General features: G+C 73.0%; 11 protein-coding genes, 1 tRNA gene, 3 pseudogenes and 1 other annotated feature. Of the genes and pseudogenes, 4 read left to right on the plus strand and 11 right to left on the minus strand.

Annotated elements, in window-relative coordinates; genetic code table 11:
- The 3 pseudogenes from AB0302_RS10260 to AB0302_RS10270 all read right to left on the minus strand — a co-directional run.
- Positions 1-101 (minus strand): annotated as a pseudogene (locus tag AB0302_RS10260) (IS5/IS1182 family transposase); the annotation flags it as partial.
- 25 nt (positions 102-126) lie between these two features.
- Positions 127-1,391: pseudogene (locus tag AB0302_RS10265) on the minus strand (IS3 family transposase).
- Positions 958-1,092: a sequence feature (AL1L pseudoknot), on the minus strand. It overlaps the preceding pseudogene by 135 nt.
- 92 nt (positions 1,392-1,483) lie before the next feature.
- Positions 1,484-1,666: pseudogene (locus AB0302_RS10270) on the minus strand (helix-turn-helix transcriptional regulator); the annotation flags it as partial.
- Positions 1,667-1,776: 110 nt separating this feature from the next.
- On the opposite strand from AB0302_RS10270, the gene AB0302_RS10275 reads away from it, so the two are divergent.
- Positions 1,777-2,103, plus strand: a complete 327-nt coding sequence (locus AB0302_RS10275; RefSeq protein ID WP_366371936.1) for a helix-turn-helix transcriptional regulator — start codon at positions 1,777-1,779, stop codon at positions 2,101-2,103.
- On the opposite strand, the gene AB0302_RS10280 is transcribed toward AB0302_RS10275, so the two are convergent.
- The 3 genes from AB0302_RS10280 to AB0302_RS10290 all read right to left on the minus strand — a co-directional run bounded on the left by AB0302_RS10280 (position 2,065) and on the right by AB0302_RS10290 (position 5,068).
- Positions 2,065-2,137, minus strand: a tRNA-Asn gene (locus tag AB0302_RS10280). The two genes, AB0302_RS10275 and AB0302_RS10280, sit on opposite strands and share 39 nt — an antisense overlap.
- Positions 2,138-2,356: 219 nt before the next feature.
- Complete coding sequence (dnaG, locus tag AB0302_RS10285; protein ID WP_366371864.1) at positions 2,357-4,294, minus strand: DNA primase; 1,938 nt, start codon at positions 4,292-4,294, stop codon at positions 2,357-2,359.
- 102 nt (positions 4,295-4,396) lie between these two features.
- Complete coding sequence (locus AB0302_RS10290; RefSeq protein ID WP_366371866.1) at positions 4,397-5,068, minus strand: hypothetical protein; 672 nt, start codon at positions 5,066-5,068, stop codon at positions 4,397-4,399.
- Positions 5,069-5,163: 95 nt separating this feature from the next.
- Between AB0302_RS10290 and AB0302_RS10295 the strand changes: the two genes are divergently transcribed.
- Positions 5,164-6,771 carry an anthranilate synthase component I family protein gene (locus tag AB0302_RS10295; RefSeq protein WP_366371868.1) on the plus strand — a complete coding sequence of 536 codons (1,608 nt, stop codon included), beginning with the start codon at positions 5,164-5,166 and terminating at the stop codon, positions 6,769-6,771.
- A gap of 9 nt (positions 6,772-6,780) precedes the next feature.
- The gene (locus tag AB0302_RS10300) at positions 6,781-7,587 is read left to right on the plus strand and encodes an NAD-dependent deacylase (protein WP_366371870.1); all 807 of its coding nucleotides are present in this window, start codon (positions 6,781-6,783) and stop codon (positions 7,585-7,587) included.
- On the opposite strand, the gene AB0302_RS10305 is transcribed toward AB0302_RS10300, so the two are convergent.
- Positions 7,580-8,482 (minus strand): NAD-dependent epimerase/dehydratase family protein, encoded by a 903-nt coding sequence (locus tag AB0302_RS10305; RefSeq protein WP_366371872.1) that lies wholly within the window; start codon positions 8,480-8,482, stop codon positions 7,580-7,582. The genes AB0302_RS10300 and AB0302_RS10305 overlap by 8 nt on opposite strands.
- A gap of 140 nt (positions 8,483-8,622) precedes the next feature.
- On the opposite strand from AB0302_RS10305, the gene AB0302_RS10310 reads away from it, so the two are divergent.
- Positions 8,623-9,285 carry a TetR/AcrR family transcriptional regulator gene (locus AB0302_RS10310; protein ID WP_251650778.1) on the plus strand — a complete coding sequence of 221 codons (663 nt, stop codon included), beginning with the start codon at positions 8,623-8,625 and terminating at the stop codon, positions 9,283-9,285.
- A gap of 47 nt (positions 9,286-9,332) precedes the next feature.
- Here the strand turns inward: AB0302_RS10310 and AB0302_RS10315 are convergent, their stop codons facing one another.
- From AB0302_RS10315 to AB0302_RS10330, 4 genes are all read right to left on the minus strand, one after another.
- Positions 9,333-10,610 carry a deoxyguanosinetriphosphate triphosphohydrolase gene (locus tag AB0302_RS10315; RefSeq protein ID WP_366371938.1) on the minus strand — a complete coding sequence of 426 codons (1,278 nt, stop codon included), beginning with the start codon at positions 10,608-10,610 and terminating at the stop codon, positions 9,333-9,335.
- 124 nt (positions 10,611-10,734) lie between these two features.
- Entirely contained in the window at positions 10,735-12,042 is a 1,308-nt protein-coding gene (gene dusB, locus AB0302_RS10320; protein ID WP_366371874.1) for a tRNA dihydrouridine synthase DusB, read from the minus strand.
- A 36-nt stretch (positions 12,043-12,078) separates the two neighbouring features.
- Positions 12,079-12,666 (minus strand): hypothetical protein, encoded by a 588-nt coding sequence (locus tag AB0302_RS10325; protein WP_366371876.1) that lies wholly within the window; start codon positions 12,664-12,666, stop codon positions 12,079-12,081.
- Entirely contained in the window at positions 12,659-13,054 is a 396-nt protein-coding gene (locus AB0302_RS10330) for an ankyrin repeat domain-containing protein (RefSeq protein WP_366371878.1), read from the minus strand. The genes AB0302_RS10325 and AB0302_RS10330 overlap by 8 nt, the downstream gene beginning before the upstream one ends.
- Positions 13,055-13,215 lie beyond the last annotated feature (161 nt).

Here is a 13,215-nt window from a genome sequence, read left to right on the forward strand (position 1 = left end):
AGCAGCGGCAGCAGCATCGGGGAGTCCCCGGCTTGGCCGGGGGTGATCAGGCTGACCAGCGGCAGCCCGGTCCCATCGACGAGCTGATGGATCTTTGAAGCGCCCTGGGTCTGATGGAGACTCGCGCTATTTGATTCCGACCAGCTGTTCGCGGCCGGCTTCGACAGCATAGAACGTGTCCTCGAACTCGGCGGGTGGGACGTCGCCGTGGTAGCCGTGGAGGCGTTGCGTGTTGTGCCAGGACACCCACCCGAGGGTCGCGAGCTCGAGGTCCTCGACCGTTCGCCAGGGACCTGGCCGTGCGGGTCCGCGGACGAGCTCGGCCTTGTAATAGCCGTTCACGGTCTCGGCCAGGGCGTTGTCATAGCTGTCCCCGACGGTCCCGATCGACGGTGTCGCTCCGATCTCGGCGAGGCGTTCGCCGTAGCGAATGGAGGTGAATTGAGACCCCGCGTCGCTGTGACAGCGCAGGTCCTCGTGGCGAGCGCCGCGGGACCAGCGGGCCATCTCGATCGCGTCGAGGACCATCTCGGTGCGCATGTGTGACGCGCACCGCCACCCTACGATCATCCTGCTGAACGCGTCGACGATGAAGCAGACGTACGCGACGCCGTCCCACGTCGGCACGAACGTCAGGTCGGTGACCTAAAGCCGGTTCGGGGCAGGCGCGGTGAACTCCCGCTTCACGAGGTCCGGGTGCCGCGCCGACGCCGGGTCCGGCCGGGTGGTCTTGACCCTCTTCGACCGCCGCGCACCCTCGATGCCTGCTGCGCGCATCAGCCGGGCGGTCTGGTCTCGGCCGATCATGATCCCCGCCCGGCGGGCGGCTTTCCAGAGCTTGCGGATTCCATAGACGCGGTAGTTCGTCTCCCAGAGCTCGACCAGCTGCGGGATCAGCTCCTCGTGCCGCACCGCGCGAGCCGAGGGGGCGCGGGTCTTGGCGGCGTAGTAGCTGCTCGGAGCCACCTGCAGCAGCCTGCAGATGAGCTCGACTCCGAGCCGGCGACCGTCGACCAGGTCATCCTTGTTCGCGTCGATGAACGCGACTACTTCCGGTAGTGGCGGTCGAGCTCCGCCCCGAAGAAAGACGCAGCACGCTTGAGGACCTCGTTGGCCCGCCGCAACTCCCGGACCTCCTGCTCCAGTTCACGCACCCGCTGCGCCTCAGCGCTGCTCACGCCAGAGGTGACGCCGTCGTCGATGTCGGCTTGCTTGACCCACATCCGCACGGACTCGACCCCGTATCCGAGCTGCGTCGCGACCCGCTGCACAGTCCCATGCTCGGTCCCCAGCTCGGCACGCAGCGTCCGCACCATCCGGACCGCCGCGGCCTTCTCCTCCGGCGAATACCGACGCGTCGTCGGCTTCCCCGCTGTCTGCTCTTTCGGCATAACTCCATCCTCGTTTCCAAGGTCAGGAGTCTCCAACAAACCCAGGGCGCTTCAACCTCCATCTCCGGCGCGTTGGCAACCAGATAGGGAAGCTCCACCTCCAGGGCCTCTGCGATTGCAGCCATCTCAGACAAGCGGAACTCTCGTTGCCCTCGCATCCGCGCCGACAGCGCTGTGGGCGTCATTCCTACTGCGGCAGCAAGCTGACCCTGCGTCATCTCTAACCGAACCAGTCGTTCTCGAATGTTGAGGCTTAGCGCCTTCGCGATACTCATAGGCACAGCGTGCCGCTCAGCGGCATGACCTGTCAATTCACGCCGTGTCGCTCAGCGACACGTCATGTCCTTCATGGACATTTTGGGTCCGTCTCCGTTATGTTGAAGACATGAAACGACACCCAGAACCTGCCTTCACAGCAGCGGACGTAGGTACGGAGGTCCGCGTGTGGTTGACGCGCAGGGGCATGTCTCAGCGGCAACTGGCCGAGGCGCTAGACATCACCCCCAGCGCACTTTCGCGGCGGCTTCGTGGAGTGATGGCCTTCTCTATCACCGAGCTGGCACAAGTGGCAGAACTGCTGGAGCTTACGCTTGGCGACTTGCTGGGCCGGAACATCCTCCAGGCACGACGAAGCCCCCACACCGAACTGGTCGGTGCAGGGGCTTCGAGTGGGCTCCTCCGGTTGGACTCGAACCAACAACCCTTCGATTAACAGTCGAATGCTCTGCCAATTGAGCTACGGAGGAATGCGTCTCGGGCGATCCAGCCGCCCGAGCAACGGAGGAAACACTACCAGAACGGATGGGTCTGCGCCACCCGAGCGCCGTCGCCGCCTCCTCGTCTGAGGCCGCCGGGCACGACGCCGCCTTCGATGTGATCGACGCCGAGAGCAACGAGGTCGTCGAGATCGACTGAACGGCGCGCCACTGATCGGTACGCCACCGATCCGCGCTGCCCGTGGCCCCTCAGTCGTCGGCGCGCAGGGCCCGTCGCCGGGCCTCGAGTTCCATGAGCTCGCTGTTGAGGCGCATGAACTCGGCCGGATCGCCCTGCGGGCCCAGACGCTGCAGCTGACCCAGCAGCTCCTCCTTGCGGTGCACGATCTGGAGGGCGAAGAGGCGGTTCATGATGTCCCGGCAGTAGCGGTCCACGTCCGCCTCGGTGCGGGCGGGCAGGTCCCGGACCGCCAGCTCGGAGACGACGCCGCCCACCTCCTCGGGGACCGCGTCCCGCACGGCGTCCACCCAGCGCGCGGGCGTGGCGCCGGAGGAGCCCGCCGCCATGACGCCCCGGTGCACGGCCGCGAACTGCGGCACGGTGAAGCGCGCCTCGTACAGCGCCGTCCACTGCTCGGCGGAGAGCAGTGTGGGGTGCTGCAGCACCACCTCGAGCGACTCGCGCTCGCGCCGGGCCACCGGATCGCGCGGGTCCACGCGCACGACCAGCGGCTCCACGGGGACCTGCGGGGCCTCGCCCGACGCCGGGCCCCCCGACGTGGGGTTGACCGAGGTGGGGTTCGCCGACATCGAGGCGGCGGGCGTCGCCTGCTCTCCCCGTTCGCCGCGCTCGGAGCGTGGGGTGGAGCGCGCCGCGGCGGCGACGGCCCGGTGCACCGCGTTCGGATCGAGCCCGAGCCAGCCCGCGAGCTCGCGCTCATACCCGGGGCGCAGCACGGAGTCCTTGATGCCGGCCACGATGGGCGCGGCATGGCGCAGGGCGCCGGCGCGGCCCTCCACGGTGTCCAGATCGTAGTCCTTCAGACCGGCGCGGATGGCGAACTCGAAGAGCGGGCGGCGGGAGGCGATGAGCGCGCGCACGGCCTCGTCGCCCTTCTGCTGACGCAGGTCGCAGGGGTCCATGCCGCTCGGCTCCACCGCCACGAAGGTCTTGGCGAGGAAGCGGTGGTCCTCGTCGAACGCCTTGAGCGCGGCCTTCTGCCCGGCTTCGTCGCCGTCGAAGGTGAAGATCACCTCGCCGCCCGTGCCATCGTCCGAGATCAGCCGGCGCGCCACCTTGATGTGGTCCGCGCCGAACGCGGTGCCGCACGTGGCCACGGCCGTCCCGACGCCAGCCAGGTGCGCGGCCATGACGTCCGTGTAGCCCTCTACGAGCACGAGCTGGCGCTCCTTCGCGATGGCCCGCTTCGCCAGGTCGATGCCGTAGAGCACCTGCGACTTCTTGTAGAGCTGCGTCTCCGGGGTGTTGAGGTACTTGGGGCCCTGGTCGTCCTCGTAGAGCTTGCGCGCGCCGAAGCCGATGGTCGCGCCCGTCATGTCCCGGATGGGCCACAGCAGGCGGCCGCGGAAGCGGTCATAGAGGCCGCGCTGGCCCTCCGAGAACAGGCCAGTGGCCCGCAGCTCGTCGTCGCGGAAGCCGCGCTGGCGCAGGTGGTCCAGGAGCGTGGACCAGCCCTGGGGCGCGTAGCCGTTGGCGAAGCGCTCGGCGTGCTCCTGGGTGAAGCCGCGGCCGGTGAGGAAGTCCCGCGCGGTCTGGGCCTCCTTCGAGCCGAGGGCGCGCCGGTAGAACTCGTCCGCGATCTTGTTGGCCTCGAGCAGGCGCTGGCGTCTGCCCACCTCGGCGCGGTCAGGACCGGCGCCGTCCTCGTAGTGCAGCTCGACGCCCACCCGCGCGGCCAGGCGCTCGACCGTCTCGGTGAACGTGGTGTGCTCCTGCGCCATCAGGAACGCGATGACGTCCCCGTGCTCGCCGCACCCGAAGCAGTGGTAGGTCCCGACGCCGGGGCGCACGTGGAAGGACGGGGTCCGCTCGTCGTGGAACGGGCACAGGCCCTTGTAGGAGCCGACGCCTGCCGAGCGCAGCGTGACGAACTCCTCCACGACGGCCTTCAGATCGGCGCGCTCGCGGACGAGGTCGATGTCTTTGCGCACGATCAGTCCGGCCATGCGGACCATTCTAGGGAGGCGGCGACGCGCTCAGCCCCGGGCGGACGCGCGGGTGGGGACGGGAGACGAGGCCGCGCTGGCGGTGCAGGAGCCGCGTCGGCCTCAGGCGTCCGCCAGGCCGGCGCGCTGGGCGGCGGCGTCCAGGGAGGCGACATCGGCCGGCACCACCATCGTGGTGTCCTGCGGCTGGAGCACGGCGGTGACGGGTCCGTCCGTGCCCGGGCCCAGGACGCCCGTCACGGTGGTGGCGTACCAGACGTCCTCGTCGTCGCCCGGGGTGAGGAACCAGAGGTAGTCCTCGTCCGCGGCCGCGAGGGCGTCCCCCGCCATCGTCTGCCCCACCCGCACGTGGACGTCCACGCGCACCTGGCCCGCGGCCGAGCCCTTGAGGACCTGTCCCACGTCCACCATCAGTGTCGTGGCACCCTCGAAGCCACCGGCGCGTTCGCGGACCGCGGCGACGGTCCCGCACACCACCAGCTCCGACCGTTCCGCCAGGTCCACGAGGGAGCCGGCGGGTTCGACCTCTTCGGCGATGACCAACTCCGCGGGCCGCCAGAACTCGAGCGCAGTCGCGGAGACCCCTGGGACGCTCTCCGCGGTCTCGCGCACGTCGGGCTCGCGCACCTCCGCGCCGCGCTCCGTGGGCAGCGCCGCCTCGGACGGGGTGGGCTCCGCGGCACACCCGGCCCCGGCCAGCATGGCGACGGCCGCCAGCGCCGCGAAGCCGCTGCGGCGGTGCCGGCGGAGAGGCGAGGAGTGCGAGAGGGCCATGCCCCACCCTAGGCAGACGCCACGCATGAGGCCGATCACGGCGAGGGCACGGTTCAGTCACGATCGACGCGGGTGGGGCTCCTACAGTGGTCCCCATGCCCACCCCGCCTCGGCCCCCCGCGTCCGCGCCGCTGCACATCGCCACCCGGGTCCTGGACGCGGGCGCCCTCACGGGGCTCGGGCACACCGCCGCGAGCGCGGCCGGCGCCGTCGCCGAGCACGCCGTCGTGCGCGGCGCCCCCTCGTTCTGGCTCGACTCCGCCCTGCCGGACGCGGGCGAGGCGCGCTGGAGCATCGTGGGCGACGCCGTCGACGTCCTGGGCGAGGACGCCGCCGACGGCTCCCCCGAGGCCGTCCCCTCGCCGGGGCCGCGCGTGCTCCGCCGGCCGGACCCCCGCGACGCCGAGGCAGCCTGGGCTGAGCTGGCCGCGGCGTCGGCCCCGCGCCCCGTGGTGGGCGGCGAGGGCCTCCCCCTGCGCGGCGGGCACGTCGGGTTCCTCGGCTACGAGCTCGGCCTGGCCGACCTGGGCGTCGCCCCGCCCGCAGCCGGTCCGGCGGACCCGGCGCCGCTGCCCGCGCTGTTCTGGCTGCGTCCCAGCCGGTACGCGGTCGTGGACCATCACGACGGCTCGCTCACCTGCTGCGTCGTCTCCCTGGACGCGGCCGCGGCGGAGCGGGGCGTCGAGGCGTGGGCGGCCCGCGTGCGCGACGCCCTCACCGTCCCCCGGGCGCACGCGGCACCGGCCGGGGACGGCGGGCGCGCGCCGTCGTCGTCGGGGGTGGCGGGGGCAGCCGGAGGGGCCCAGGTGGCAGGGACCTGGCGCGCGGACCGTGCCGCCTACACCGCGCTCATGGAGCGGTGCCACCGTGCCCTGCGCGAGGGCGAGTCCTACGAGCTGTGCCTGACCACCCGCTTCGACGTGGACCCGGCCGTGCGCGTGGACCCGCTCGTCCTGTTCCGGGACCTCGCGGCGCACCACCCCACCCCGTACGCGGCGCTGATCGAGCACGGCGCCGGCCCGGACCGCTGGGCCGTGGTCTCCGCCTCCCCCGAGCGCTTCCTCTCCGGCCGGGACGGGAGGTACAGCACCAAACCGATCAAGGGCACCGCGGCCCGGCACGTGGATCCGGCCGAGGACGCCGCCGCGGCCCGCGCGCTCGCCGCCGACCCCAAGACGCGCGCCGAGAACCTCATGATCGTGGACCTGCTGCGCAACGACCTCACGCGCGTGTGCGTGCCCGGCTCCGTGCAGGTGCCCTCGCTCATGGCGGTCGAGTCGTACGCGTCCGTGCACCAGCTGGTCTCCACCGTCACGGGCCGTGCCCTCCCGGGGCTGACCGCCGTGGACGTGGCCCGCTCCCTCTTCCCCGGCGGGTCCATGACGGGCGCGCCGAAGCGGCGCACGGTCGAGCTGCTGGCGCAGTGGGAGGGGGCGCCGCGCGGGGTCTATTCGGGGGCGCTCGGGCTGCTCAGCGCGGACGGGGCGTGCGAGCTGAGCATCGTGATCCGCACGGCGGTCCTCGCCCCGGGAGCCGACGACGACGCGACCGGAGGCTCAGGCCGCTGGTCGATCGGCGCGGGCGGGGCGATCGTCGCCGACTCGGACGCCGACGCGGAGTACGACGAGGTGCTGCTCAAGGCGGGGGCGCTGCGCCGGGCGTTCGCACGGGTGACCGGCAGCGGGGACGCGCGCCCCTCGTAGGCTGGGCTCATGAGCGACCAGACCTCCGCCCCGCTCGACTCCCCCGACCTCGACGCCGTCCGCCGCCTGATCCGCGCCGCCGAGCGCCCCGTGGTGCTCACCGGCGCGGGCATGAGCGCCGAGTCCGGCGTGCCGACCTTCCGCGACGCGCAGACCGGCCTGTGGGAGCGGTTCTCCGCGGAGGAGCTCGCCACGGAGGAGGCGTTCCTCGCGGATCCCGCGCTGGTGTGGTCCTGGTACCGCTGGCGCGCCCGCATGGTCCGGTCCGTCGCCCCGAACGCGGGGCACGACGCCGTCGCCGCCTGGCAGCGCCGCACACCCGGCCTGGAGGTGGTCACCCAGAACGTGGACGACCTGCACGAGCGGGCCGGCGCCCGGGTCCTCGCGCACCTGCACGGGTCCCTGTTCGAGCACCGCTGTGCCGAGTGCGGGGCCCCCGCCGACGTCGACCCGGGCGCGCCCGCGGACGAGGCGACGGCCGGCTCCGAGGCCGACCTCGAGGCGATGCTCCGCGAGGCACCGCCGGCCTGCACCGTGTGCGGGGACGGGCTCGTCCGGCCGGGGATCGTGTGGTTCGGCGAGATGCTCCCCGCCGACGCATGGGACCGCGCCTATGCCGCGCTCGAGGCGTGCGATCTGGCCGTCGTGATCGGCACCTCGGGCGTCGTGCAGCCGGCGGCGTCCCTGCCGTTCGTCGCGCTGGGGGCCGGCGCCGCCGTCGTGGAGATCAACCCGGACCTCACGGAGCTGTCCCCCGCGGTGACCCACCGCCTGGCCGGCCCGGCAGGGGTGATCCTGCCCGCGCTGCTCAGCTGATCGGGGCCTGCCCGAGCACGCCGGGCCGCAGCACACAGGGCCGCGTCCACAGGTAGCGCTGCCGGTGCAGCTCCCGCGCCGTCGCGGAGAACCGTCCCGCGCCCCGCAGCAGGGGGCCGGGCACGGCGAGCATCCCCCGCAGCGGCACACCGGCCGTCGTCGCCGCCTGGTGGGCCTCGGCGCGCAGGCTGCGCGCCGGCGGCGTCGGGGCGTGCAGCACCGCGTCCCCGGACGGGGCCAGGTCCTCGGCGTGCTCCGCGCAGCGCAGCAGGGCGGCGGCCAGGTCCGGCAGCCGTGTCAGCGAGTGCGGCTGGTCCGGGTCGCCGAACACCACCGCACGCCGGCCGGCGGCGGCGCGATCCAGGACGAGGGCCTGCACGCTGGTGGCGGCCGCGGTGGGCCCGATGAAGTCGGAGGCAACCACGGACAGGGTCCGGGCCGGGTGCTCTCGACGCGCGGCCAGCAGCTCGGCGCGCACCTGACCCAGCGGAGAGCACGGGCTGACCGCTTGGCCCTCATGGAGGTCCTCGGCCTGATGCCCCCAGGCGTAGACGGACTCCGGGAACACGACGGGGATCTCACGCTCGGCGGCCGCGTCCATGACGGCCCGCTCCCGCGGCGGAAGCTCGCGGCGCCACACCTCGGTGGAGTAGGCGGCATGGATCAGGTGGAAGACCACGTCGGCACCGTCCAATGCCTGCCGCAGCAGAGCCGGGTCGCCGACGTCGCCGGTGAGCAGGGTGAGCGCGCCGCGCTGACCGGCCGGAGATAGCCGTGCGGCGTCCTCGTCCGTCCAGGCGCGGCGGCGGACGATGCTGACGGAGTGGCCAGCGGAGAGCAACAGGGGGACGAGGGCGGAGCTGATCTGACCGGCACCGAAGACGGCGGCATGCATGGGGACTCCCGGGACGACGGCGAAGACGCGCACCCCACGAGCCGGGAGTGAGCACCGCTCACCAGTGAGTGAGCGGTGCTCACTCTATCGCCTCTGCACCCCGCGCCGGAGCCTCTGCGAGCGGATGCCATGATGGATCCATGCCCCGCCCCCGCCGCACCCGTGCCGAGATGGATGAGCTAGTGCTCGCTGTCGGGCGGCGGCAGCTGGCCGAGCACGGCGCCGCCGGACTGTCCCTGCGCGAGGTCGCCCGCGAACTCGGGGTGGTGCCCTCCGGCGTCTACCGGTACGTGGCCAGCCGCGACGAGCTGCTCACCCGGCTGCTGGAGGACGCCTTCTCTTCCCTGGCCGATGCGGTGGAACAGGACATCGCGGGAATCACCGAGCCGCGGACCCGGATGCGGACGCTCGCCCACGCCATGCGCACCTGGGCGCTGGCCCACCCGGCGCAGTGGGCGCTGATCTACGGCTCACCGGTTCCCGGCTACCACGCCCCGGCCGAACGCACCTCAGGCCCCGGGCTGCGGTTGACCCGGCACGGTCTGCAGGCCGCCGCCGACGGCGCCTTCCGAACCCCCGGCACCGAGGACGACGACGCCGCCCGGCTCAGCCCGCCGTTCGTGGCGCAGGCCGTCGAGGAGCTTCAGGTGGAGGCCACGGCGCCTCAGGTCACCGCGGCCACCCGTGCCTGGACGGCTCTGCTCGGTGCGGTCAGCGCCGAGGTCTTCGGCCACTTCGGGCCACTGTCCCCCGACGACGGCGCCGCGCTGCTGGAGGCGGCCCTTGAGATCCACCTGGACTGATCGTCACCGGGCCGCAGCCCGTCGGCTGCGCGTTCCAGCCCAGGCGCTCAGACCCAGACGCGGGTGAACGGCTCGCCGCGCACCAGGGTGTGGTGCCACTCGACGGCGGTCGAATCGGTGAGCGAGGCGATCTGGTCGATCAGCACGCGGCGCCGGGCTGCGTCGTCGGGGGCCTGCGTCCAGTCGAACGCGAACATCGGCTCGAGGTACCGGTCCCCCGTGGCGTCCAGCAGCGCCACGAGCTCCGCGAGCACCTCGCGCTGCCGTGCGTAGAGCGGCTGGCGCTGCTCCGCGGTCATCACGTAGGCCGCCGCGATGCCCTTCATCACGGCGATCTCGGTCTCCGTCTCCTCGGGCACCACGACGTCGGCGCCGTGGCGGGTCAGAGGCTCGTTGCCGAACACCTGGCGCGTGGCGTCGAAGGCGGCGCTGCAGAACCGGCCGATCAGCTGACTCGTCATGTCCTTCATCGCCGCGAGCGCCCGCCGGGAGCCGTCCATCTTGGAGACCCACACGTCGGTGGCCTCGAGGCGGGCCAGGGCCGCGTCGACCTCGGCCGGGTCCCTGTGCGGCAGGTACCACTGGCGGGTGGTCTCCACGACGCGCTCCCGGTGCTCCGGGATGGCCAGCCACTTGAGCTGGAACGCGGCGTTGACCACGCCGTCCTCGACGTCGTGCACGGAGTAGGAGATGTCGTCCGCGAGGTCCATGACCTGGGCCTCCATGGACTTCCGGGGGCCGGGCACACCGGCGCGGAACCAGCGGAACACGGGCAGGTCGTCCGCGTAGACGCCGAACTTGCGCGAACGCGTGCCGTCGGGGCGCAGCGGGGCGTCCTCACGGGTCCAGGGGTACTTGCACGCGGCGTCGAGGGCGGCGCGCGTGAGGTTCAGGCCCGCGGAGGAGCCGTCCGCGAAGAGCTTCTTCTGCTCGAGGCGGGCCAGCAGCCGCAGGGTCTGGGCGTTGCCCTCGAAGCCGCCGACGTCCTCGCTGACCGCGTCGAGCGCCTTCTCCCCGTTGTGCCCGAAGGGCGGATGGCCGAGGTCGTGGGACAGGCAGGCGGTGTCCACGAGGTCGGGGTCGCAGCCCAGCGACCGGCCGAGTTCACGCCCCACCTGGGCCACCTCGAGCGAGTGCGTCAGGCGGGTGCGGGCGAAGTCGTCCGCGTCCGGGGCGACCACCTGGGTCTTGGCCCCCAGCCGACGCAGGCCCGCGGAGTGCAGCACGCGGGCACGGTCCCGCTCGAAGTCCGAACGGTAGGAGGACTTGGGCGGCTCGGGCAGCCACCGCTCCCGGTCCCACGGCGAGTAGCCGGGGGTCTGCACAGCGCGGCCGGCGTACGGGGGCCGGCCCTCGGAGCCGAACAGCACCGGCTGGTGGGCGGCCCCGGTCCAGGGCGACGACGGCGCGGCGGGCCCGTACGCGGCGGCGCGCGCCGGCGTCGTGGGCTCAGCCACCGGAGACGTCCAGCTCGGCGGCCGCGATCATGGCCTGCTGCTCGGCGTTGAGCTCGCGGGAGTCCAGCCAGCCGTCCGGCAGGTGGGGCCGCTTGGGGGCGCCGGAGCGGCCGCGCGGGCCCTCGGCGTCCAGGCCCGGGTACGGCTGCTCCCGGTCCACGCGCGCGAGGATCTCGCGCATGGCCTCCAGGGTGGGCACCGTGGAGAGCGCCGTGCGGATCTCGGAGCCCACGGGGTAGCCCTTGAAGTACCAGGCCACATGCTTGCGGATGTCCCGCAGCGCCTTGAGCTCGTCCCCCTCGAAGGTGTCCACGAGCAGCTCCGCGTGGCGGTACAGCGTGTCCGCCACCTGCCCGAGCGTGGGCTGGAAGCGCTCCTGACGTCCCTCGAACGCGGCCTGCAGGTCCCCGAACAGCCACGGGCGGCCCTGGCAGCCGCGCCCGATCACGACGCCGTCGACGCCGGTCTGCTCGACCATCGCGATCGCGTCCTCGGCGGACCAGATGTCCCCGTTGCCGAGCACCGGGATGTCCGGCAGCGCCTCACGCAGGCGCGCGATGTCCTCCCACACGGCGCTGCCGGAGTAGAACTGGCGCGTCGTGCGGCCGTGGAGCGCCACAGCGGCGACGCCGAGGTCCCGCGCGGTGCGGCCGGCGTCGAGGAAGGTGAGGTGGTCCTCGTCGATGCCGCGGCGCATCTTGACGGTGACCGGGATGTCCTTCTTGGAGGCCTCCGTGACGGCGGCCTTCACGATCGAGGCGAAGAGCTCCGACTTCCAGGGCAGCGCGGAGCCGCCGCCGCGGCGGGTGACCTTGGGGACGGGGCAGCCGAAGTTCATGTCGATGTGGTCGGCGCGGTCCTCCTCCACGAGCATGCGGACGGCGGCGCCCGTGGTGACGGGGTCCACCGAGTAGAGCTGCACCGAGCGGGGCACCTCGTCCGGATCGTGCTTGATGATGCGCATGGACTCGGGCTTGCGCTCCACGAGGGCGCGGGCCGTCACCATCTCGTTCACGTAGAGGCCGCCGCCGTACTCGCGGCACAGGCGGCGGAAGGCCGTGTTGGTGATGCCGGCCATCGGCGCGAGCACCACGGGCACGTCCACGGTGATGGGGCCGAGCTTCAGCGCGGGGAGGCTCAGGCGGTCCGTCGAGGGCGCGGCGTGGCGGCCCTCGTGGAGCTGGTCGTCGTCCGCGATGCGGCGGCCGGCGCCGGCGGACTTGGCGTAGTGGACGGCGTTCGGATCGGCGGCGCGGGTGTCCGAGGCGGGCCGCGCGGCGGTGTCAGGGGAAGCAGTCATATCCCGCCCATTCTCCCAGACCGCGCGAGGGACGCGTCAGGCCGGTGGAGGGACGGCGTCCAGCACCCGGACCTGGGCGGCGAGCGCCCGGGCGAACTCCCCGTACCGCTCCCCCGGGACGGGGCTCGTCCGCACGCCGAGGAACTCGTCCGGCCAGCCCTTGGCGTACCGGCGCGGCAGGCCGAAGCGGTCTGCGAGCGCGAGTTTCACGGCCGCCGCGCCCTTGCTGCCGCCGCCCGGGTGCGCGGAGACGCGGACGGGGTCCGCCGCCGTCGCCTCCATGGCCTCGCCCAGGGCCCGCACCCGCGTGATCCACGCCGGCTCGACGTCGGCGCCCAGCCCGGCGGGGTCGAGATCGCCGGGGAGCATGGAGACGCCGACGGTGGCGTGGAAGAGCGGGGAGCGGCACCGGACGGGGAGGACGTCCACGACGAGGCGGCGGCCGTCGTCGGCGAGGGACCCGTGCAGGCGCAGGTGGGGGTGACTGGGCTCCCCCGGGTCGGCCTCGACGTCCCAGCCGGGGCCGAGGAGGCGGGTCAGGTCCGCGACGAGCTCGGGGAGCCCGGCGCGGACGGCTGCGTACACCTCGTCGACGGAGGGGGTGCCCTCGGGCGTCTCAGCCACGGCCGTCGAGCAGCGCGAGCATCTCCTCGAGCCCGAAGGTCCGGGCGACCTCGCGCGCGGAGGGTGAGCCGCCGTCGGGGTCCGCGCCCGCGGCGAGGAGGGCCCGAACGGCGTCCTCGTCCTTGCGGAAGGTGGCGCAGCCGAGGGCGTCCTGGCCGCGGTCGTTGACGGCGGCGACGTCGAGGCCGGCCTCGATCAGCATGCGCACCGTGTCCGTCTGCCTGTAGTACGCGGCGAGGGTGAGGAAGGTGTCCCCGCTGCCGTTGCGCAGGTTCCGCTTCAGGCCCTGGTCCAGGTACGCCTTGAGGGTGGCCGTGTCCCCGTTCCGTGCCAGGTCGAAGAGCTGCGCGGCCAGCTCCATGGACTCCTCGCTCCACTGCTGTGTCATGGGTCCATTCTCCCGCACGCGGGCGGGTGGAGTCGGGAGGGCCGGCGCCGGACGTCGCTCACCGGCGGACTGCCGGCCGCCGGCGGACCGCCATCCTCGCCGGCCACCGGTCACCGGCGGACCGACTCTTATTCACCCGACCGATCCCTATGGGGGTGTTC

This window comes from Micrococcus sp. NPDC078436 (assembly GCF_040702705.1).
Taxonomy (GTDB): Bacteria; Actinomycetota; Actinomycetes; order Actinomycetales; family Micrococcaceae; genus Micrococcus.

What these genes read in the sequence shown, in the direction of transcription:
- AB0302_RS10305 (WP_366371872.1), bottom strand. Translation starts at nt 8,482, where the DNA reads ATGCATGCCGCCGTCTTCGGTGCCGGTCAGATCAGCTCCGCCCTCGTC.
- AB0302_RS10300 (WP_366371870.1), top strand. Translation starts at nt 6,781, where the DNA reads ATGAGCGACCAGACCTCCGCCCCGCTCGACTCCCCCGACCTCGACGCC.
- AB0302_RS10275 (WP_366371936.1), top strand. Translation starts at nt 1,777, where the DNA reads ATGAAACGACACCCAGAACCTGCCTTCACAGCAGCGGACGTAGGTACG.
- AB0302_RS10290 (WP_366371866.1), bottom strand. Translation starts at nt 5,068, where the DNA reads ATGGCCCTCTCGCACTCCTCGCCTCTCCGCCGGCACCGCCGCAGCGGC.
- dnaG (WP_366371864.1), bottom strand. Translation starts at nt 4,294, where the DNA reads ATGGCCGGACTGATCGTGCGCAAAGACATCGACCTCGTCCGCGAGCGC.
- dusB (WP_366371874.1), bottom strand. Translation starts at nt 12,042, where the DNA reads ATGACTGCTTCCCCTGACACCGCCGCGCGGCCCGCCTCGGACACCCGC.
- AB0302_RS10295 (WP_366371868.1), top strand. Translation starts at nt 5,164, where the DNA reads ATGCCCACCCCGCCTCGGCCCCCCGCGTCCGCGCCGCTGCACATCGCC.
- AB0302_RS10330 (WP_366371878.1), bottom strand. Translation starts at nt 13,054, where the DNA reads ATGACACAGCAGTGGAGCGAGGAGTCCATGGAGCTGGCCGCGCAGCTC.
- AB0302_RS10310 (WP_251650778.1), top strand. Translation starts at nt 8,623, where the DNA reads ATGCCCCGCCCCCGCCGCACCCGTGCCGAGATGGATGAGCTAGTGCTC.